Raw genomic sequence first — 18,443 nt, 5'->3', positions numbered from 1 at the left:
ATTAGTTTATTTCTCGGGGCCATTGCGCCACCAGCAGGGGGTTTGACAATGTTTACAACGCGGTAGTGTTGGCAAGCGAACAGATAAAATCCTGCAACGGACTGATAATCCTCCAGAGCGAACGTTGACGGCGTTTGCCTGTAACACCCGGAAGGAGCAACCATGTCGACAATCACCACTATTAATCCCGCAACCGAAAAAGAAATCCATACTTACAGCCTCATGACCGAAAAGCAGGCGACAGATCGGCTTGAGTCCTGCCATGCGGCGTTTCTAAAATGGCGCGAACTGAGCCATCAGGAGCGCGCGCCCTACCTGAAGAAAATTGGCCAAAAGTTGCGCGACAATGCTGATGAATTGGCGGCGTTGATGACCAACGAAACCGGTAAACTACTAAGAGATGGACACACGGAGGTCGAACTCTGTGCAGCGATCTTTGATTATACCGCTGAAAATGGACCCGACGTGCTGGCTGATGAGGAGCGTAAGCAAGCAGTTAACGATAAACGCGGCGTTATCAGTTATCAGCCCATCGGCGTTATCTACTCTATACAGCCCTGGAACTTTCCCCTCTATCAGCCGGTTCGTGTGCTGGCAGCTAATCTGATAGCAGGTAATGGCTGTGTTCTGAAGCACGCCAGCATCTGTACCGGGTCTGGTCTTCGGTTGCGTGAATTGTGCATTGAGGCCGGTTTACCCGAGGACCTGTTCCAGGTGCTGGTGATTGACCACGACACCAGCGACAAGCTGATAGCCCACCCTAAAGTGCGTGGTGTGACGATGACAGGAAGCGACAAAGCAGGGCGACACATTGGTGCTTTGGCTGCCAGGGAATTAAAGAAAACGGTGCTAGAACTGGGGTCGAATGATGCTTACCTGGTGCTTGAGGATGCCGATATTGAAACGGCCGTAAAGTTTTCGGTTATGGGCCGACTTTACAATAACGGAGAGACCTGTGTATCTGCCAAGCGGTTTATCGTGACCAATAAGGTCTATGATGCCTTTGTCGGAGCTTTTGTCGCTCAAATGCAAGACATCAAGCTGGGCGACCCCGCGGATAAGAATACCCAACTTGGCCCGCTTTCAAGTCAGGAGCAGTTTGACACGGTTAAAGAGCAGGTGGAGGTCAGTGTCGCCAAGGGCGCAAAAATCCTCTGCGGTGGCGACGCGCCAGAGCGCACGGGTGCTTATTATCCTGCTACGGTGCTGGCAGAACTCACGCCCGGCATGCCCGCTTACGACGATGAAATTTTTGGGCCCGTCGCGTCGATCATACGTGCTATTGATGATGAAGACGCCATGCGGTTGGCTAATGAAAGCCGCTATGGACTGGGTGGTGGTATCTTTTCAAAGGACGAGGACCGGGCCTTTAAGCTTGCCCGTGATTACTTTGATACCGGCATGATCCGCATCAATTCATTCGGGGCTGCTGACCCGAATATGCCATTTGGCGGGGTCAAGAACTCCGGATACGGACGTGAACATGGTGGCTTTGGCATGAAAGAGTTCGTCAATATAAAGTCAATATTATTGCCCTGACCCGGCTCTTTATCTGATCGCCGTGCACGCCGCTGACGAATACCTTAAGGCGTCTGGAGTAACTTACTCTATTGCGCGACCAGCAGCATTGACTAACTAGGACCGCGGCACCGAGGTGGTGCCGGGCGGGACCGTTGACAAATCGGTCTGTAATTTAGTAGCGATAAACAATGCTTCGGTTTTTTCGCGGGCCCAGGGGGTGCGGCGCAAAAACTTCAGGCTGCTTTTTACTGAGGGGTCGGTTTTAAAGCAGTTAATATCTATTCGCCTGGCCAACTCCGGCCAGCCGTAATGGTCGACCAACGCGGTGACAATTTGCTCCAGCTTAATACCATGTAACGGGTTATTTTGTTGTTCAGTCATAATAATTCCTGCGCTGGCAGTTAAAAAAATAGCCACCTTGTTGGTGGCTATTTTAGCAGTTTACCCGCTTATAAGCGCTCTAATACCGCTGCGGTAAAGTCAGTGGTGCCGAAGCTGCCACCTAAGTCGCGGGTAGTGCGGTCGCCACTGGCAATAACATCGGCCAGTGCGGCACGAATTTTTTCTGCTTTGTCCTGCATTTGCAGATATTCCAGCATTTGAATCGACGCCAGGATCACCGAGCTGGGGTTAGCCAGGTTTTTGCCGGCAATATCCGGTGCACTGCCGTGCACGGCTTCAAAAATAGCACAGTCTTTACCGATGTTGGCACCGGGTGCCATACCTAAGCCGCCGACTAAACCAGCACACAAATCAGATAAGATATCGCCAAACAGGTTAGTGGTGACAATAACGTCAAACTGCTGCGGGTTCATCACTAACTGCATACAGGTGTTATCGACAATCATCTCCTGGGCTTCAATATCCGGGTAACGTGCAGCGACTTCACGGGCGGTTTTTAAAAACAAGCCTGAAGTAGACTTCAGAATATTCGCCTTATGAACAATCGTGACTTTCTTACGGTTCTCGCGCCGGGCAGTTTCAAAGGCAAATACAGCGATACGCTCAGCGCCTTCGCGGGTAATAATACTGCTGGCTTCGGCTACCAGGCCATCTTCCGATAACAGCTGGCGGTGACCAGAGTACATGCCTTCGGTATTCTCGCGGATGGTTATAATATCGATATTTTCGTAACGGGCTTTAGTACCTTTAAACGAGATAACCGGCCGCACGTTTGCATATAAACTAAATTGCTTGCGCAGGGTAACGTTAATTGAGGTAAAGCCTTCACCTACCGGCGTGGTTAACGGGCCTTTTAAGGTGATTTTATTGCGGGCAATCGCATCTAAGGTTGCCTGCGGCAACAGCTCACCGGTTTTCTCTAACGCAGTCAGGCCAGCGTCAACATATTCGTAGTCAAAATCACAACCGGCTTTGGCTAGTACTTCAATGGCAGCCTCGACAATACTCGGGCCTATGCCATCACCTTTAATCACAGTAATGGTTTGCTTACTCATGTGGAACCTCAGGATTTAAAAGGGGGAATACGGGCAGACGCTAACCGTCTGGAACCGCGGGAATATAGCATTTTCAGGGTCATTTCGCCAGTTTGGAGGAAACTTACGGTAGAAATGGCGCTTATACCGACTATAAGTCGCCTGAATGATGTAATTAAACTACATTTCTGGTAGCGGATAATAGCATTGGCTTGCGGTAATTAACTGTTCTTGCCAGTAAGTTGGCGGGTGCACAGGCAGTTTTAGTCGTGCACAGGCAGTTGGCAACATGGCAGTAAGTCGTTGTTCGTTAACTGAACCGGCGCAAAATACTGCCAGTGTCAGCTGCCAGCTCAGTTTTAACATTACGGCCAGTTTTGCGGGTTGCTGGCTGTGCCAACTTTGCATCGCCTCAGACCAGTCGGGTTGCCGGTAGTGCTGCAATAACTGTTGGACGTGCTGCGGGTAGTGCTGTGCCTGCCAGACGTGCTGTTGAATATGTACACCCAGCACAAGTTGCTGCTGAATGTGTCGGGCCAGCGCTGTTTGCGCTAACGCCGGGTGCTGCCATAAACTTGCGGTAGCACAGCGGGCGACAACACCTGCACTGCCAGCGGTCAGCGGCTGATTAGTTGCGTTACACAGTAGCAGTAGCGCCTGTTCTAAACAGTGTTGCAGTTGCTGCAGCCAAAGCTGGTGTGGATGCGCTTGCCTCAGGCAATACTGATGTAATTCAGCCTGGGCAACCCAGTTGCGTAGTGCGTCCTGCCCCAGCATAGTAATGGCGTGCCGCAGCCGGTTGACCGGCAATTGCTGCCGGCTGATACTGCCAGCTGCCTGTTGTAAGAACTGGCTTAGTAGCGGCTGGGCTGCCAATATCTCAACCTGTTTAGTAATACTGAGTTGACTCAGTTGATCAAATTGTGACTGGCTAAGGCAACTCTCCAGAGAATGTTCCGCTGGTGCTGGCAATAAATTGTCGTCTGGCTCCAGCAAGATCAGCCAACTCAGATCACGGAAGTACTGAGGGCTTAATAACGCCAGCGTTGCCATTGGTAACTGTTGCACCTCACTGCCAATCGTCTTGCTGCCAGGGTCAAACGGGCGGACATACACCGCCAACGCACCATCCTGTGCCGGCGCAACACCACAAATAAACCAATAGTTGGGGCTGTTGTTATTACTCTGAATTTCTTTGGCAAACCGGCCTGGCAGGGCCTGTCGTTCAGCCAGTTGCTGTAATTGGCAAAACCAGCTTGAATTAACACTATCAGGCCGACTTACCTGGTATTTATTTAACACTTTTTCCAGACCTGGCTGATTACCTGTTGCCGGAAGCAGCTGCTGTGCCAGCTGGCTCAGCAGGCTTAGCAGTGGCGCGTCGGGATGCTGTTGCCATGCCGGTTGCCGTTGGGTATTACAACTCGCAATCAGTAGTGGTAGCAGGGGGTGTTGTTTATCAAATTGCTGCAATGCTTTAACCAGGTTTATTCTGGCGGGCAGACGATTTGATGTTTGCGGAGCTAAGACTTCCGCCATAAGCAGGGCTTGTAAAAACTGCTGACTACGCCGGAGTTGCCATCCGTAACCCCGGCTCAGGATCAACCCCAGTGCCAGCATTTTAACAACCCGGACAAGATCAGCCGCCAGGTGTCGTGGGGTGAGATTAAGCTGGGCAATAATGCTGGTAGAATGTTGCTCGGCTATGCTAATAAATAATGAGGTAAGTTGCTTGCTTTGCTCTAAGGCCGCTGCAATGTCCGGCGTGACAGTTGCGGATGAAGCCAGTTGTTTAACATGTTGTAAGCCCTGATAAAACAGCGGCCATTGATTGTCAGCTATTGCCATTGCTGACATGCTGCTGATACTGACTCACTGCGACCTCACCTATCGCTACCAGCCTGCGGTCAATAAATAATAAAGCCGTACATTCATCTTCAGTGGTAATGCCATCAGGCAGTTTGCGTTGGGTGCGATAATACATCAACTGATAAATCTGGCCATTAAGTTGCACCGCTTGGGTAATATCTGGCCCGCCCAGGCGGCCTGTAATGTCATCCTGGCTATGGTTGTCGGCGAGTTTATAACGGCTGATAACCTTAGCATTAAAGTTGTCACGATGCTGCCAGGTCATCTGTGCCGGGTCATCTTTGTAAAATAATAATACCGCCAAAGTAAGCAGCAAATAAACACCAAAACCAGCTAAAAACAACGCAACAGGTTTTACTTTCATCATTTTTCCTGCTCCGGCAGTCTTAATTCCTGTAAATTAAGACCCAGCTCTAACGTCGTCTGCAAGCTGAGCACCTGCATATAGTTGATAATAGCGTCTTTATGACTGATGATTTTGTCGCGGATTTTTTTCGGACAATCTGGGTGAGCCAACGCTTCGGTCAGGGTGTCACCCAAGGCCATCAACTCTAAGGCAGTTTTTGGGCCTACGCCATTTACGCCGGGGATATTATTGGTGCTGTCACCGGTAAGACTCCATAGCCTGACCAGTTGGGCTGGTGCTACGCCAAATTTGTGTTCAACATAAGCGACGTCCAGTTGCTGGCGGGCGAACGGGTCAAAAATATTGATACCCTGACTAAGCAACGGCAGAAAACCTTTGTCAGTAGAGACAATAGTAACCTGTTGTTGATGCTGACTGAGTTTACTGGCGATGCTGGCAATAACATCGTCCGCTTCCAGGGTGTTATCGACAAAACAACGAAACCCCTGCTGCTGAGCAGCCTGCTCCAGTACCGGTAGCGCTTCTGCCAATATGGTGGGCATTGGCTTCCGGTTGGCTTTGTAAGCCGGGCAGCGCTGTTGGCGCCATTGGCTGTCACGACCATCAAATACCAGTAAAGCATGGCTTGGCGCCAACTCAGAACGCAGCCGCTGCAACGCCTGCAGCAGCATATTCTGGGTATTACTGATGATTTGCTGCCGGGTGCCATCGGTTACCTGCTCGGGTAATGGCAGATAGGGTCTTTCCTGCACCGCATACAAGCGTCTTATCAGGTTTAATGCGTCAATTAACACCAGGTGCGTCATACTAGCGAATGATCCTGTAACAGGGCTCGTACGCGGTACCCGGCAATTTCATCCTGCCCTGATCGACAAAGGCTTGTAACAAGGTATCCATCATTTGCATCAGTACCGGTTCTCCCGTTAATTGAAAAGGCCCATGCTGACGAATAGCCCTGATCCCTTCATCTTTAACATTACCGGCCACAATCCCGGAAAATGCCCGCCGTAAGTTTGCTGCAAGTTTCGCTTTGTCTTGCTCCAGGTGCAAGTCGAGTGCGGCCATATTCTGATGATTCGGGATAAAAGGCTGCTGAAACTGCGGGTCAATATCCAAGGTCCAGTTAAAGTGATACGCGTCGCCAACCGATTTTCGATACTGTCGCACGTCGACGCAACCTTGTTTTAGTTTTCGTGCCACGCCCGCCGGGTCATCAATAATGATCTCGACTAATTGCAATGCTTCATCACCCAGGGTGTTCTGAATAAAACTGGCGATCTCATTGAAATAGGCTTCAGACTGGCGGGGGCCGGTCAGAATAATCGGCAGCTGTTGTTCTACATTACTCTTTTTCAGCATAATCCCGAGCAAATACAGCAGCTCTTCGGCTGTACCAGCGCCCCCCGGGAAAACGATAATGCCGTGCGCTACCCGGACAAAAGCCTCCAGCCGTTTTTCAATATCGGGCAGGATCACCAGTTCGTTGACAATAGGGTTGGGTGGCTCGGCAGCAATAATACTGGGTTCGGTTAAACCAAGATAACGACCAGTGCGGATCCGTTGTTTATTGTGGCCGATAGTGGCGCCTTTCATCGGCCCTTTCATGGCGCCCGGACCACAACCGGTACAGATATCCAGCCCACGTAAACCAAGCTGGTAACCCACTTCTTTGGTGTAGTCATACTCCACTTCATTAATAGAGTGCCCCCCCCAGCAGACGATCATACTGGGAACATAAGTGGCATCGATGACCCGGGCGTTACGCAAAATATCAAATACCGTATGGGTCAGCTGGCGTGGCTCCAACTGCTCCCGGGCTTTTGTTTCGGCAGAGCGGCGGGTATGGTAAAACAAGATATCTCTGAGCACCGCAAATAAGTGCTCATGGATCCCTTTAATGATAACGCCATCAACAAAGGCACTGGCGGGTGGATTGGTCAGTTCAATTTTAATGCCGCGCTCGCGCGCCAGTAAGTTAACACTAAAGTCTTTATACTGATCGTAAATTTCGGCTGAGCTGTCGGTGTGGCTACCCACATTAAGTACTGCCAGGCAGCAATTACGAAATAAGGCGAAGGCTTCTGATTCGGTGTTGTTTTTTAAACGTTCAACTTCAAGCTGAGACAGTAAATCCATGGCGCCTAACGGGTTTAAATGCACCTGCATCTGTAACTCCAATACTGATTGTGTGCTGTACCTGTGTCAGGTTTTTAAAATGACACGATCGCGGCCGGCTTTTTTAGCTTCGTAAAGTGCCTCATCTGCCCGATCAAAAACCTGACGGCTGGTATCTGCAGCGGTTAATTGGCTAGCCCCAAAGGAAATGGTGATAGGGACTTTCTGACTTTTAAAGGTAAAGACAATACTCTTAATTTTTTCTCTTAATTTGTTTAATGGTGCGCTAAGTTCGTCCAGCGCAGTTTCCGGAAACAGGATAACAAACTCTTCACCACCATAACGGGCAATAAAATCGGTTTCCCGCAAGCCTTGCTGCAACGCTCTGGCTATTACTTTCAGGGTTTTATCACCGGCACTGTGGCCGTAATTATCATTGATACTTTTAAAGTTATCGACATCAGCCAGGGCAATACATAACGGCTTTTTGTAGCGTTGCCAGCGCTTAATTTCCAGTGCCAGACGCTCATCAAACGCGGCCCGGTTAGGGATCTCTGTTAAAGCATCCTGTAAGCTCCTGAAATTTTGTTCGGCCAGTTTAGTTCTGAAGGTCTCAGCTTCTGCCTCCAGTTCCTTTAAGCGCAGTTCCATCCCATTTAATGTTAATAACATTGCCTGACGTTCTTCCGTTTCCAGTTGCTCTTTTGACTTCAGAGCGTCGCTGATACTGCCCAGGCGTTGAGTGACTAAGTCTTTTAATTGCTCCAGCGACGTAGCACTTTTGGTGCTTTGTCCCAGTTGGGTAATTTGCTGCTCAATCTGCTGATTAAGAACATTCAGTTTTACGTGCAGCTGATCAGCATTTTTTAACGACAGACTGACCGCTTGCTGCACTGATGACAAAGCATCATTCAGTTTCAGCAAAAAGTGCTCTGCAGACTGGCGCTCTTCATTAATACTGGCAACGATTACGCTGATAGTCTGCAGACAAGCATCGAGCAATGCTTCAATAGTCAGGTTATCCAGCAAGCTTTGCCGGATTATTGCGATTTGCGGGGCACTTTTTTCGGCGAAAGCCAGCTCGCTTAACAAATTAGTCAGCTCTACGCTAATCTGGCGGCAAATATGGCCATATCGTACTTCATCGCTTTGCTGAGTATTTTCAATCTGTTGTTTCGATTGCAAAGCGTTTTGATACAGGTTGGTCAGATTGGTTAAATGAGGTAAAAAAGCCTGTACCGTTGAGGGTGGCTCGGCAACATTGGTCAGTAGTTGCCGCAGATCCCGACGTAACTGATCGGGTAAACCTTTTTGTTGTTGTAACAGCTTTCCGGCCTGATTCAGTTGTTGCTGTATTTCCTTAATATCGCGTTGTTGTTTGGCATCGAGCAGCTGCAAACTTTGGTTGGTATCAGCTATAAATGGGATCAACTTTTCGAGATCAGTACCTTTAGCAAGTTCGTTGCGTAACTTGGCCAGACGATTATCCAGCTCCAGATCGACACCTTTGCAAACCAGTGATAAGCGAAGAACAAACTGGGCCAAAATCTTGAACTGACTTTCGTAGGCATCTTCCAACGTTTTGCGCGCTTTAATCGCATTGGCCAGTTGCTGCTTGAGATCATCTTGCAAAGGCTGCACCTTAAACATTTAAGTGTTAAAAAAGCTGTTTAGATTTAAGTATATCCGTAAACAACGGAAATGCGATCACTGTTTTGCACATTTTGATGCAGGTACCGGAGCAGACTAAAAAACAGCGAGCCGAAGCTCGCTGGAGGGTAGGGGACTATTTTTCAGGTTAGCTCATTTGTACAGGTAATAAGGTAACCAGGATGTTTCTTCTTCAGAGGTAAGGTAGTTCATTATCGGCGATCCTTCTTGCTACCGCGGCAGGTTAGTCCATCTAACCCGCCACGCTATTAAAGCAGAATTTGCCAGCGTTTGAAAGTCGCCTGGTAATGTTACTAACCGACTTTCAGTTTAAGTAGGCGTATTAACTGGTTTACAGCAAAAAAGCGCCGACATTCGCGTGTTTTTTGAAAGTTACGCTGAAAACTTTCAGTTTACTGCCGGCTTAGCCGTAAATTAGGTAGCTGATAGCTGGCGCTGGCCCGCACCGGGTTAATATCCAGGCCGCCTCGTCTGGTGTAGCGGGCATAGACTAATAGGTATTCTGGCTTACAACGTTGCCATATATCGAGAAAAATACGCTCGATGCATTGTTCATGGAATTCGTTGTGGCTGCGAAAACTGATGAAATAGCGTAGCAAAGCCGCATGATCAATAGCCTGGCCCCGGTAATGGACGTAAATACTGGCCCAGTCCGGTTGCGACGTGATCAGGCAGTTTGACTTCAGTAAATGGGAGTGGACTTTTTCATCAATTATCTTGGGTGCTTCAGCCAGCTGCAACAGTTCCGGATCATACTGATAACTGTCGATACTGATATCCAGATCGTCAATACAATGGCCGGGGATCCAGGTGGGTTGAAACACCATTATTTCATTAACGTTATGTAAAGTAACCCGTACCGGACTGCCGGCGCAGGCAGATAAATCACGTTGTAGTGCCTGGTATACCTGACGTAAATCAGCAAAACGAGTCTGATTAAAGCTATTTAAATACAGTTTGAAAGATTTAGATTCAATCAGGTTGGCAGAGGTAACTGGAACGACAAAGGTGGCTAATGCCACCATCGGCTTACCTTTGGCATTAAGCCATGACAGCTCATAACCATGCCAGATATCTTCGCCGATAAAAGGCAGAGCCGCCGAATTTTCCAGACCCAGACTATCTCTGCCGAGGGTACGGGGAACTGGCTGCAACAGGCCGGGATCATACTGCTCTGCATAAGCTGTGGTTTTGCCCAGGCTTAACCCGGCCATAATTTCTGTGTGGCTTTTTGTCATCTGGCTACTATTCCGGTTAGAATGCGCCCGATCTTAGCATAACTTCATGTCAGAGTAGAGAGGGTGTCCGTGTTGTCATTAGCAGAAAGCTATCAGAATTTTATTGCCCAGACTTTAGCGTGGTACCAGCAACATAACCTGACATTGCAGGCGTGGGCCGCTGATCCTGCCACGCCCGCACCTGGCCAGCTGGCCGTGTTGGATGATAATACAGTTAGTTGGCAACCGGTCAGACAGCAGCCGGCTGCAGACTTCAGCAATGTCGAGCAGGCACTGGAGCTTGAGTTGCACCCGGACATTAAGCAGTTTTACAGTTTATATTATGGTGCCGGATTAGCTGCCAGCCATAGTCGCGGGCCCCTGCAATTATTAATGGTCTGGGATCAGGCAGATCTGGCCCGGTTGCAGGAAAATATCATTGGTCACATTTTAATGAAACGACGATTGAAGCAACCAGAGACGATCTTCTTTGCATTAACCGACGATGACAGCATTGTGCTTTCGATATTAAACCAGAGCGGTGAGGTTTATCTGGAAACAGTGGGCAAAGATGTCGGTGAGAAGCTGGCCGATTCATTAGCGGACTTTTTCAGGCAGCTAAGCCCTGCCGCCTATCAGGGGGTCTGACATTCCCAGGCAATATTGCTAAGCAATAGGCAGTTATCACATTTAAAATCAAACAATGCCAGCAGGGGTTTAGCCAAACGCCAGTTGCCGCCACAGCCTGGGCAGGGCTTTGTCGCCTCGGCGGCACAGTTTTTACTGCTGCCACTGTATAACGCATAATAGACGGGCAGGTTATTCTGCTGGCTGATACGGCGTGCCAGTTGGCGCCCCTGCTGGTTCAGCTTGCTATGGTATTGCTGCAAGCTGTTTTCTGCCGTTTTGGCTAAAACGCGGTTTTGCTGTTGCTGCACTTCATCCAGCGCCTGAAACTGTATTTGCCAGCGGATCAGGCCTTCATGGTCGACGCCTGAGCCTGGCTGTAACTGATACAGGGGCAGCGGTGCCAGATCGGCCAGGTTACGCAGTGGCGAACAGTTATCGCTGAAGGTCGTAAATAATACTGACCCTGCAACCGGGCTATTGCTGGTATGCTGCGACATAACATCCATCCCAAGTACCTCGAATTGCGGATACGCCAGGCCTGCGGTTATTAACTGTTGTTCTGCCTGCAGCGCTCTGGCGCTTAAATGACTTTTGTGCAGAGCATTGTCTGTTGGAATAACCAGCCGGCTGCTAAACCTATCCTGCTGCCAGGCAGTGGGGAATTCCCGGCCAAGCACATTGCCGTTAAAAATCAATGCTTCGGTATACGCTCGAATTGCCGCTTCGGCGCGGCTGAAACTGGTGTCTTCGATAACTTTATAAGTTAATTCAGCCAGATACATTTTGTTGTTCCAGCAGGGCGAGCATTCGGTCCAGTTTGCTTTCAATTCGTTGCAGTTGGCTTGCTATATCAGCAGGGCCGGCGCTGTCGGGTGTTGTCTCTGCCACCTGCAGTTCAACATCTGCAGGCGCTTGCTGGCGCCAATGCTGATAGGCCGCAAACAGCGCCGGCGCGGTTAATTGACCACTGAGGCGAGCTTTAAACAATGCCAGGCTGGGCGTTTTACCTTCCTGACGTAACCGGGCCGCAGTCTGATTTAACAGATCGATTGTCGAACTCATTATTTGTTGCTCAGTTTTGACTATTATTTGGTTAAATTTAGCATCAGGCTAAGTTGATAGATAGTGCTGTCTTGCTAATTAGTTGATATTAATCATAAATAAAGTTGGTATTGAATTTGCTAAATTTGATAATGTATCGGCAAATTGAGCCTGTGCAAAACAAACAGAATTGAAAAGCAATAGAAAATAAAAACTAACGGAGTAATAAGATGATAATCAGAACCCTGAGCTTGCTGGCTTTAGCCGGCTTACTAACTGGTTGTGTTGTGGCGATTGGCGATAAAGATTACGAAGGTTCAGATGGTACTGACAACGAGTGGCGGAAAACTCAACGGGACAATCTTAATCAGATTAATCAGTTTCAACCCGGTATGGCATTTAGCGATGTGATATCGCTTTTAGGCAATCCTGACTTTACTGAATTTCTGGTAAAAGATGAGCAGCAGGTACAGGTATTGTTTTATCGTACCCAACATAAGCGCAGCGATGGCAAAACCACCAAAGACGAATGCACGCCCTTGGTGTTTATCAACAGTCAGCTGCATAGTTGGGGTGAGAAGGCCTACCAGCAATTGTAATCAGCCTGAAATGCATATCCTGCCCGGCTGCCGCTGACAGTTATTTAGCGCAGCTGGGTATTAAGCTCATCTATGATTTCCGCCCAGTCGGCATCTTCTTTAAGCGACTCCCGGATAAAACTGGCCTGAGCCTGATTCCAGAACGGAGCATCAGCCAGGGCAACCTCTGCAGGCAGCTTATGCCGGCCGATAAAGCGTTTAATGGCTTCGGGTTCGTTGTCCAGGCCCAATTGCATAAATAAATTGCTCATATTGTGCTGCGATGTGTCCATTTGTCTCTCCTTATCTATCCCGTTGCAATGAAATGCTGCGATTAATTATAAGCATAGACAGCGGTGGCTGAAAAACCTAACAGACAGTGTAGCAGAGTCTGAAAAGGCACTTGGCAACGGCTGAGGCGGCTGCTATTGTGGTTGAAAAAACAACAATAAGAGAAAAGTGATGACGGCAATACTGAATACCTTCAATCCGGAGCAGTTAAAAGCGGCTTTGCTAAACGGTGAAGAACTAAAACTGGCTGCATCACTTTTGTATCAGTCTTACCATGACGATCCGCTTTTTGTAACCATTTTCCGTGGTGATACGCCAGATTATGAACAACGTCTGCGCTCCGCCATCCGCGAGGAGCTCAATACATTCTGGCAGGCACAACAGCCACTGGTAGGCTTGTTTCATGGCGAACAGTTACTGGGTGTGGCCTGCGTGGTTGGCCCGGATTCCGGTATTGGTAGCAACAGGCTCTGGCACTGGCGCCTGAAAATGTTATTAACAGCTGGTTTTGTTTCTACCCGGCAAATGCTGGAAAAAGAGCAACGGATCCATGCCGCCATGCCCTTTGATCGTTATCATATGCTGGCGTTTATCGCGGTGTCGCCTAAATACCAACATCTTGGTCTTGGTCACTATCTGATCCACGCGGTGGACAGCATTGTGGATGAAGATACCAGCTCAAGCGGCATTGGTGTCTTTGTGACCCTGGCAAAATATCAGCCTTTTTTTGCTGACGATAAGTATCAGAAGGTAACCGAGCTTGCTTTTGGTACGGTCAGTGGCAGTCTGATGTTCCGGCCCCGCCAAAATCAGGCAGTACCTGCATAACACGGAGAACCGGCGGGATGGCACGCTTTAACAGCTTTCAGGAATTCTACCCTTATTACCTCAGTGAGCATCGCCATCCGGTTTGTCGCTCACTGCATTACGTGGGCAGTAGCCTGGTTATCGGCGTGCTGTTGTTTACGCTGTTTACCCAGCAATGGCGCTGGTTATGGTTGCTGCCTGTTATTGGCTACGGCTTTGCCTGGCTGGGTCATTTTCTGTTTGAACATAACAAACCCGCTACGTTTAAATACCCGTTTTACAGCCTGGCGGCCGACTGGGTGATGCTGAAAGACTTTTTAACCGGTCAGCTTAAACATAAAATGCCACCGGGTTAGATCCGGTGGGTCGGTAAGTTAAACGCAGCCAGTCGCATACCATTTAATAACAGCTCTGCCGGATAACGACTCTCACCATCGGCACTGAAGTCAACCTGATACTGGGTTATAAAGCGCAGCCGCCCATTCATTTTTCGCAAGCTGTGGCCATTGCGGCCACAATCCAGCATTTGCAGCTGTTGCTGCTGACAAAGCTGTTTTGCCAACAGTCTTGCGCGCTCGTCCTGCTTACGCTGCATCCAGAACAAATAACAAATAGTGCTGATTAACAGCAAAAGTAAAACGGGACCCATAACACACTCCTGAAACTATTGGCTGATAATGCTGGCGAAATTGCGCTTTTACAAGAGCTGGCTGGTGTTAAAGCTTGTGGTAAACTGCAAACCTTAGAATGAGGACGTTATGTCAGATACGGTAAAAGCCTTACTTAACCAACTTGAAACTGAGTTAAAGCAACAGCAGTTATGGAGTGCAGAACCTCCTTGCGACAGCGCTTTGGCCAGTAATTTGCCTTTTTGCTGTGATACCTTGAGACTTGAGCAATGGTTGCAGTTTGTATTTTTACCAAAGCTGAGGCAATTGTTGCAAAGCCGGCAGCCACTGCCCGCTAAAGTCAGTGTGCTGCCCTATGCTGAAGAAGCGTTTAAAGGTGAGGGCGCCAGCATAGAACCGTTGTTACTGCTGATTAAACGCCTTGATATCACTCTGACGGATGCGTTATGAGTTCAGCCCGACCCTTTGAACTGACTGCACCGCTGAAAATCCTGTATCAGGACCAGCATATCGTGGCGGTGGATAAGCCCAGTGGTATGCTGGTTCATCGCTCCTTTCTGGATAAACACGAAACGGTATTTGTGATGCAGACGTTGCGCGATATGCTGGGGCAGCATGTATTTCCGGTGCACCGGCTGGATCGGCCTACGTCCGGGGTATTGTTGTTTGCCCTGTCCAGTGACGTAGCGAGATTGCTTGGCCAGCAGCAAGAACACCAACAATGGCATAAATATTATCTGGCGGTCGTGCGTGGTTTTTGCCGGCAGGCGGCCAGTTGGATTACCCGCTAAAAGAGCAACTGGACAAAATTGCCGATAAGTTCAGCCGCACCGATAAAGCGCCGCAACAGGCTGTCACCCGCTATCAGCCGTTGCAACAGGTGGAGTTGCCTGTTCCGGTCAGTAAATACCCGACAGCCCGTTATTCATTGGTAGCGTTACAGCCGCTAACCGGCCGTAAACATCAACTGAGAAGGCATCTGGCTCACTTACGCTATCCGATTGTTGGTGATACCAGCCATGGCGACGGCAAGCATAATGCGTTATTTAAACAGCATCTTAACTGCCGACGTTTGCTTTTAGTAGCAAAGCAACTGCAGTTACCCCATCCGGTAACGGGGGAAACTTTACAATTTTCCGCGGGTCTGAACGAACTTGAGCCGCTGTTTGACCACTTTGGTTGGCCGGTTGCTGAAGGTTACTATCAGCAGCAATTTGCTGCGCACTTTCTGGAGGAAAAATGGCAAAAATAGCCCTGATTGTGGGTTCTGTTTACGGTGGCGCTCAGTATGTTGCTGAGCAGGCGCAGGCACTGCTAGTTGGTATGGGCCATGAGCTGATGTTATACGAAGAGCCGGTGTTGGATGACGTACTGACATTTGATCCACAGCTGTGGCTGGTTATCACGTCCACCACAGGCCAGGGCGATATCCCTGATAATTTATTGCCATTCTACCTTGACGTTAAAAATCGCTTTCCACTGCTAACCGGCAAACACTTTGCGGTGATCGCGCTGGGAGATAGCAGCTACGATACCTTTTGTGGTGCCGGAGAACAGCTGCGTGAACTGCTGATGGAAATTCAGGGCACTGAGCTGGCGCCAATGCTGCGGATTGACGCCTGCGAAACATTGGAGCCAGAAAGTGTGGCCTTACCCTGGTTGGAACAACAGCTTAAAAAAATCTGAGTAAAGCAATACTAATGCCGCCTGTCAGACAAATGAGCACTGTGGCAATAATCAGGCTTCGGGCCAGCGGCTTACTGCCTAAAAATACCACCATGCCGCATTTAACCAGTGTATTTGATAATGCGGCTACGGTGACAGCTCCAGCCGCGAGGGTAAGACTTGCCGTGGCGGAGCGGGCATAATCTGCCATGGACAGGGTAATCGCATCGACATCGGTCAGACCTGCCACTGCGGCCAATAAATAGAGTGTTTCGTTGGGCGTATACAGCTGAACAAACTTTACCAGCAGCAGGATAACGGCAAAGAACAGGCCGAATTTTATGGCCGCAATCAGGCTGAAAGGGTTTTTGACTGACACTTCACTTTGTTCCGGGCGGGCCATTTGCTGTTTACTGCCCCGCCAGTAATACAGCCCTGCCAATGCCGCTGTGGTGGTCGCCATGGCCCCAAACGGGATTAGCAGTAACGGTAATAGCGGTTTAAATACAATGGTAATAGTGACCAGCACCCGGATAAACATGACCAGCCAGGCCAGCAGAATCCCGGTTGCCTGAGTGTCAGCCGAGGTGTTGTTGCCGAGGGCCTTGCTGTTGCGGGCAAAGCTCAGGGTGGTTGCGGTTGAAGACGCCAGGCCGCCGGTAATGCCGGTCACCACAGTGCCATGTGCTTCCCCAAGCCAGCGCACCGCCACATAACCCAGTAGCGACATCGCCGAAATCAAAACTACCAGTAACCACAGACGGTAAAGGTTTAATGCCTGCCAGGGGTCAACCGGCTCGTTGGGCAGTAACGGCAGGACAATAAAGCTGGCGATTAATAACTTCATAATCGCATATAGGTCATCATTGCCTACTTTATCTACCAGGCCGTGCAGTGGCTGTTTAAACGTCAGAATGGCTGAAGTTAGAATGCCCAGCATCACGGCCAGTTCGGTATAGCCATACATAACGGCGCCGCCCAATAAGCAGACAGTAATGGCGCTAATCTCGCTGGTTAAGCCACTGAATTCGGCGCGCCGCCGGTTTTCCATAATAAATGCCACGCTGGCGACAATACCAACGATAACGACCACCATGATAAACAACCAGGGTGATTGCAGATGTAACGATAACCAGGCAGACACTGCACCTGCTTGTGCCACCAGAATAAAGGTACGTAAGCCACCAAAGCTGCCAGGTTGCTCATTGCGCCGGTGCTTTTCCCGCTCCATGCCGACCAATGCCCCCAGCAGCAGCGCGATTAAAAATTTCTGAACCAGCTCAAAATCAAATGCATTCATGGCAAAGGGGTCTCTTAGCAGTATTTATCCAGTTTACGGTACTGCGCCTGGCCAGGGCGTTGCTGCTCTGGATCATTCTGCAGCGCCAGTTTGTCAACCCACATCGCGGTAGCGCCACAAACAGCGATGGGCATAACGAATAAGTTAAACAGCGGTATCATACACGCAATGTTTACCATAATACCAAAGCTATAACTGCTGGCAGGCTGACGTCGTAACTGCGCCCGCATTGTGTCAAAGTCAATTTTGTGGTTATCAAAAGGGTAGTCAAGATACTGAATAGCCATTAACCAGCTGGTGAACAGAAACCATAGGATCGGGCCTATTACCGGTATAAACAGCAGTAGCACAAATAACAGGATGGCCCGTGGCAGCGAGTATTTCAATTTCTGCCATTCACGGCCAAGCATCCGGGGAATGTCTTTAACAAAGCCGCTGATGCCAACGTTGGGTAGTGGCTTGCCGGTTAAATGTGCTTCCACTTTTTCACTAAGCAGGCCATTAAAAGGAGCGGCAATAAAATTGGCAACCATGGTAAAACTGTAAGCGAGGCCGATGACCAGTGATAACACACCAAGCGGAATAAGCAGGTACTCCAGCCAATGCAGCCAGGCTGGCAGGTACTGTTGGACTGCCTCTATCATGGCTCTGACTTGTTGCAGCAATACATAAAAAGCCACAGAGAACAGCAATAAGTTAATCAGCAGGGGGATTAAGGCAAAGCGCTTTAATCCTTTGCTCGCCATTATAGTCACGCCCTGAAAGAAATAATGCATTTTTTCTCCAGTTTAAATACAAAATCTACTGCAGGCAGTATAAGAGGTTGTCAGCGAATTAGCGCTGAATGATCGGTTTATTTCGTAACAGAATATAATGGCCGGACCGTCAATAATAATGCGGAGAAAGACTGCTGGTCTAACCGCTGGTTTTTTATGCTAGAATGCGCGCTGTTTTTGGTCGCGTGGCGGCACAATAGCTTGGCTGATAGTTGGTTGTTGGCTGATATGTGGGTGATAGTTTGAGTAATAGTTGGCTGATAAATTAAGGGTGAAAATGGCAATGTTAGGCTCGGCACTGGTATTTGGTTTAACCACACTTTTTTTACTGACAGGGTTAACCTGTCTGATTTCGGCACTGCTGGTGCCGGCTGACGAGGGTGCCGAAAAGCGCTTTGAAAAGCGGCTCGAGTACAGCATTTTTGCTGTTGCCGGGCTGGTTGGCTTTACAGTACTGATGATTTTTGGTTAAGTATCAATTTGGCAAAATAGCAGTATTAAATTGTTGCGATCAAAAAAGGCAGCTTACG

24 protein-coding genes are annotated in these 18,443 nt (G+C 49.0%); 10 read left to right on the top strand and 14 right to left on the bottom strand.

Annotation, left to right across the window (positions count from 1 at the left end):
* Positions 1-162 precede the first annotated feature (162 nt).
* Positions 163-1,539, top strand: a complete 1,377-nt coding sequence (locus KG631_RS14005; protein WP_214000302.1) for an NAD-dependent succinate-semialdehyde dehydrogenase — start codon at positions 163-165, stop codon at positions 1,537-1,539.
* 96 nt (positions 1,540-1,635) lie between these two features.
* Here the strand turns inward: KG631_RS14005 and KG631_RS14000 are convergent, their stop codons facing one another.
* The 8 genes from KG631_RS14000 to queF all read right to left on the bottom strand — a co-directional run bounded on the left by KG631_RS14000 (position 1,636) and on the right by queF (position 10,217).
* The gene (locus tag KG631_RS14000; RefSeq protein ID WP_214000301.1) at positions 1,636-1,902 is read right to left on the bottom strand and encodes a VF530 family protein; all 267 of its coding nucleotides are present in this window, start codon (positions 1,900-1,902) and stop codon (positions 1,636-1,638) included.
* A gap of 68 nt (positions 1,903-1,970) precedes the next feature.
* The gene (locus KG631_RS13995; RefSeq protein WP_214000300.1) at positions 1,971-2,978 is read right to left on the bottom strand and encodes an isocitrate dehydrogenase; all 1,008 of its coding nucleotides are present in this window, start codon (positions 2,976-2,978) and stop codon (positions 1,971-1,973) included.
* Between the two features lie 159 nt (positions 2,979-3,137).
* Positions 3,138-4,805, bottom strand: coding sequence for a hypothetical protein (locus tag KG631_RS13990; protein WP_214000299.1), 1,668 nt, complete (start codon positions 4,803-4,805; stop codon positions 3,138-3,140).
* A complete protein-coding gene (locus KG631_RS13985; protein ID WP_301003816.1) occupies positions 4,792-5,193 on the bottom strand; it encodes a DUF3192 domain-containing protein in 402 nt (133 codons plus the stop codon). Before KG631_RS13985 ends, KG631_RS13990 begins: the two co-directional genes overlap by 14 nt.
* Entirely contained in the window at positions 5,190-5,999 is an 810-nt protein-coding gene (gene xni / locus KG631_RS13980; protein ID WP_214000298.1) for a flap endonuclease Xni, read from the bottom strand. The genes KG631_RS13985 and xni overlap by 4 nt, the downstream gene beginning before the upstream one ends.
* A gap of 1 nt (position 6,000) precedes the next feature.
* Positions 6,001-7,359 carry a nucleotide 5'-monophosphate nucleosidase PpnN gene (gene ppnN, locus KG631_RS13975; RefSeq protein ID WP_214000297.1) on the bottom strand — a complete coding sequence of 453 codons (1,359 nt, stop codon included), beginning with the start codon at positions 7,357-7,359 and terminating at the stop codon, positions 6,001-6,003.
* A 36-nt stretch (positions 7,360-7,395) separates the two neighbouring features.
* Positions 7,396-8,949 carry a diguanylate cyclase gene (locus tag KG631_RS13970; protein WP_365869135.1) on the bottom strand — a complete coding sequence of 518 codons (1,554 nt, stop codon included), beginning with the start codon at positions 8,947-8,949 and terminating at the stop codon, positions 7,396-7,398.
* A 422-nt stretch (positions 8,950-9,371) separates the two neighbouring features.
* On the bottom strand, positions 9,372-10,217 hold the full coding sequence (gene queF / locus KG631_RS13965; protein WP_214000295.1) for an NADPH-dependent 7-cyano-7-deazaguanine reductase QueF: 846 nt from the start codon (positions 10,215-10,217) through the stop codon (positions 9,372-9,374).
* Positions 10,218-10,286: 69 nt separating this feature from the next.
* On the opposite strand from queF, the gene syd reads away from it, so the two are divergent.
* Positions 10,287-10,844 (top strand): SecY-interacting protein, encoded by a 558-nt coding sequence (syd, locus tag KG631_RS13960; protein ID WP_214000294.1) that lies wholly within the window; start codon positions 10,287-10,289, stop codon positions 10,842-10,844.
* Here the strand turns inward: syd and KG631_RS13955 are convergent.
* Together KG631_RS13955 and KG631_RS13950 are read right to left on the bottom strand one after the other, a co-directional pair.
* The gene (locus tag KG631_RS13955; RefSeq protein WP_214000293.1) at positions 10,832-11,608 is read right to left on the bottom strand and encodes a DUF2310 family Zn-ribbon-containing protein; all 777 of its coding nucleotides are present in this window, start codon (positions 11,606-11,608) and stop codon (positions 10,832-10,834) included. The genes syd and KG631_RS13955 overlap by 13 nt on opposite strands.
* Positions 11,595-11,888 (bottom strand): hypothetical protein, encoded by a 294-nt coding sequence (locus tag KG631_RS13950; protein ID WP_214000292.1) that lies wholly within the window; start codon positions 11,886-11,888, stop codon positions 11,595-11,597. The genes KG631_RS13955 and KG631_RS13950 overlap by 14 nt, the downstream gene beginning before the upstream one ends.
* Positions 11,889-12,097: 209 nt before the next feature.
* On the opposite strand from KG631_RS13950, the gene KG631_RS13945 reads away from it, so the two are divergent.
* Complete coding sequence (locus KG631_RS13945) at positions 12,098-12,466, top strand: DUF3192 domain-containing protein (protein WP_214000291.1); 369 nt, start codon at positions 12,098-12,100, stop codon at positions 12,464-12,466.
* 44 nt (positions 12,467-12,510) lie between these two features.
* Here the strand turns inward: KG631_RS13945 and KG631_RS13940 are convergent, their stop codons facing one another.
* Positions 12,511-12,738 (bottom strand): DUF2789 domain-containing protein, encoded by a 228-nt coding sequence (locus KG631_RS13940; protein WP_214000290.1) that lies wholly within the window; start codon positions 12,736-12,738, stop codon positions 12,511-12,513.
* Positions 12,739-12,907: 169 nt separating this feature from the next.
* Here KG631_RS13940 and KG631_RS13935 point away from each other — a divergent pair, with 169 nt between their 5' ends.
* The gene (locus KG631_RS13935) at positions 12,908-13,564 is read left to right on the top strand and encodes a GNAT family N-acetyltransferase (protein WP_214000289.1); all 657 of its coding nucleotides are present in this window, start codon (positions 12,908-12,910) and stop codon (positions 13,562-13,564) included.
* A gap of 17 nt (positions 13,565-13,581) precedes the next feature.
* Entirely contained in the window at positions 13,582-13,899 is a 318-nt protein-coding gene (locus tag KG631_RS13930; RefSeq protein ID WP_214000288.1) for a DUF962 domain-containing protein, read from the top strand.
* On the opposite strand, the gene KG631_RS13925 is transcribed toward KG631_RS13930, so the two are convergent.
* Positions 13,896-14,192, bottom strand: a complete 297-nt coding sequence (locus KG631_RS13925) for a DUF3301 domain-containing protein (protein WP_214000287.1) — start codon at positions 14,190-14,192, stop codon at positions 13,896-13,898. The two genes, KG631_RS13930 and KG631_RS13925, sit on opposite strands and share 4 nt — an antisense overlap.
* Before the next feature lie 109 nt (positions 14,193-14,301).
* On the opposite strand from KG631_RS13925, the gene KG631_RS13920 reads away from it, so the two are divergent.
* The 4 genes from KG631_RS13920 to KG631_RS13910 are packed head-to-tail and all read left to right on the top strand — an operon-like array spanning position 14,302 to position 15,858.
* On the top strand, positions 14,302-14,622 hold the full coding sequence (locus tag KG631_RS13920; protein ID WP_214000286.1) for a YqcC family protein: 321 nt from the start codon (positions 14,302-14,304) through the stop codon (positions 14,620-14,622).
* Positions 14,619-14,963, top strand: coding sequence for a pseudouridine synthase (locus tag KG631_RS18965; RefSeq protein ID WP_301003813.1), 345 nt, complete (start codon positions 14,619-14,621; stop codon positions 14,961-14,963). The genes KG631_RS13920 and KG631_RS18965 overlap by 4 nt, the downstream gene beginning before the upstream one ends.
* Positions 14,948-15,424, top strand: a complete 477-nt coding sequence (locus KG631_RS18960) for a pseudouridine synthase (RefSeq protein ID WP_301003812.1) — start codon at positions 14,948-14,950, stop codon at positions 15,422-15,424. The genes KG631_RS18965 and KG631_RS18960 overlap by 16 nt, the downstream gene beginning before the upstream one ends.
* Positions 15,412-15,858, top strand: a complete 447-nt coding sequence (locus KG631_RS13910; protein ID WP_214000285.1) for a flavodoxin — start codon at positions 15,412-15,414, stop codon at positions 15,856-15,858. Before KG631_RS18960 ends, KG631_RS13910 begins: the two co-directional genes overlap by 13 nt.
* Here the strand turns inward: KG631_RS13910 and KG631_RS13905 are convergent.
* Both KG631_RS13905 and cysZ read right to left on the bottom strand, forming a co-directional pair.
* Entirely contained in the window at positions 15,845-17,137 is a 1,293-nt protein-coding gene (locus KG631_RS13905) for an MgtC/SapB family protein (protein WP_214000284.1), read from the bottom strand. The genes KG631_RS13910 and KG631_RS13905 overlap by 14 nt on opposite strands.
* Before the next feature lie 14 nt (positions 17,138-17,151).
* Positions 17,152-17,913 (bottom strand): sulfate transporter CysZ, encoded by a 762-nt coding sequence (gene cysZ / locus KG631_RS13900; RefSeq protein WP_214000283.1) that lies wholly within the window; start codon positions 17,911-17,913, stop codon positions 17,152-17,154.
* 277 nt (positions 17,914-18,190) lie between these two features.
* On the opposite strand from cysZ, the gene KG631_RS13895 reads away from it, so the two are divergent.
* Positions 18,191-18,385, top strand: coding sequence for a hypothetical protein (locus KG631_RS13895; protein ID WP_214000282.1), 195 nt, complete (start codon positions 18,191-18,193; stop codon positions 18,383-18,385).
* Positions 18,386-18,443 lie beyond the last annotated feature (58 nt).

This window comes from Arsukibacterium sp. (assembly GCF_018402695.1).
Lineage (GTDB): Bacteria > Pseudomonadota > Gammaproteobacteria > Enterobacterales > Alteromonadaceae > Alishewanella.
The sequence above is the reverse complement of the archived record's forward strand: the minus strand, read 5'-3'. Positions and strand labels throughout refer to the sequence as shown.

Bases quoted from the DNA above. Each gene is read 5' to 3' on its own strand.
- KG631_RS14005 (WP_214000302.1), top strand. From the start codon at position 163: ATGTCGACAATCACCACTATTAATCCCGCAACCGAAAAAGAAATCCAT.
- KG631_RS14000 (WP_214000301.1), bottom strand. From the start codon at position 1,902: ATGACTGAACAACAAAATAACCCGTTACATGGTATTAAGCTGGAGCAA.
- KG631_RS13995 (WP_214000300.1), bottom strand. From the start codon at position 2,978: ATGAGTAAGCAAACCATTACTGTGATTAAAGGTGATGGCATAGGCCCG.
- KG631_RS13990 (WP_214000299.1), bottom strand. From the start codon at position 4,805: ATGGCAATAGCTGACAATCAATGGCCGCTGTTTTATCAGGGCTTACAA.
- KG631_RS13985 (WP_301003816.1), bottom strand. From the start codon at position 5,193: ATGATGAAAGTAAAACCTGTTGCGTTGTTTTTAGCTGGTTTTGGTGTT.
- xni (WP_214000298.1), bottom strand. From the start codon at position 5,999: ATGACGCACCTGGTGTTAATTGACGCATTAAACCTGATAAGACGCTTG.
- ppnN (WP_214000297.1), bottom strand. From the start codon at position 7,359: ATGCAGGTGCATTTAAACCCGTTAGGCGCCATGGATTTACTGTCTCAG.
- queF (WP_214000295.1), bottom strand. From the start codon at position 10,217: ATGACAAAAAGCCACACAGAAATTATGGCCGGGTTAAGCCTGGGCAAA.
- KG631_RS13955 (WP_214000293.1), bottom strand. From the start codon at position 11,608: ATGTATCTGGCTGAATTAACTTATAAAGTTATCGAAGACACCAGTTTC.
- KG631_RS13950 (WP_214000292.1), bottom strand. From the start codon at position 11,888: ATGAGTTCGACAATCGATCTGTTAAATCAGACTGCGGCCCGGTTACGT.
- KG631_RS13945 (WP_214000291.1), top strand. From the start codon at position 12,098: ATGATAATCAGAACCCTGAGCTTGCTGGCTTTAGCCGGCTTACTAACT.
- KG631_RS13940 (WP_214000290.1), bottom strand. From the start codon at position 12,738: ATGGACACATCGCAGCACAATATGAGCAATTTATTTATGCAATTGGGC.
- KG631_RS13935 (WP_214000289.1), top strand. From the start codon at position 12,908: ATGACGGCAATACTGAATACCTTCAATCCGGAGCAGTTAAAAGCGGCT.
- KG631_RS13930 (WP_214000288.1), top strand. From the start codon at position 13,582: ATGGCACGCTTTAACAGCTTTCAGGAATTCTACCCTTATTACCTCAGT.
- KG631_RS13925 (WP_214000287.1), bottom strand. From the start codon at position 14,192: ATGGGTCCCGTTTTACTTTTGCTGTTAATCAGCACTATTTGTTATTTG.
- KG631_RS13920 (WP_214000286.1), top strand. From the start codon at position 14,302: ATGTCAGATACGGTAAAAGCCTTACTTAACCAACTTGAAACTGAGTTA.
- KG631_RS18965 (WP_301003813.1), top strand. From the start codon at position 14,619: ATGAGTTCAGCCCGACCCTTTGAACTGACTGCACCGCTGAAAATCCTG.
- KG631_RS13910 (WP_214000285.1), top strand. From the start codon at position 15,412: ATGGCAAAAATAGCCCTGATTGTGGGTTCTGTTTACGGTGGCGCTCAG.
- KG631_RS13905 (WP_214000284.1), bottom strand. From the start codon at position 17,137: ATGAATGCATTTGATTTTGAGCTGGTTCAGAAATTTTTAATCGCGCTG.
- cysZ (WP_214000283.1), bottom strand. From the start codon at position 17,913: ATGCATTATTTCTTTCAGGGCGTGACTATAATGGCGAGCAAAGGATTA.
- KG631_RS13895 (WP_214000282.1), top strand. From the start codon at position 18,191: ATGGCAATGTTAGGCTCGGCACTGGTATTTGGTTTAACCACACTTTTT.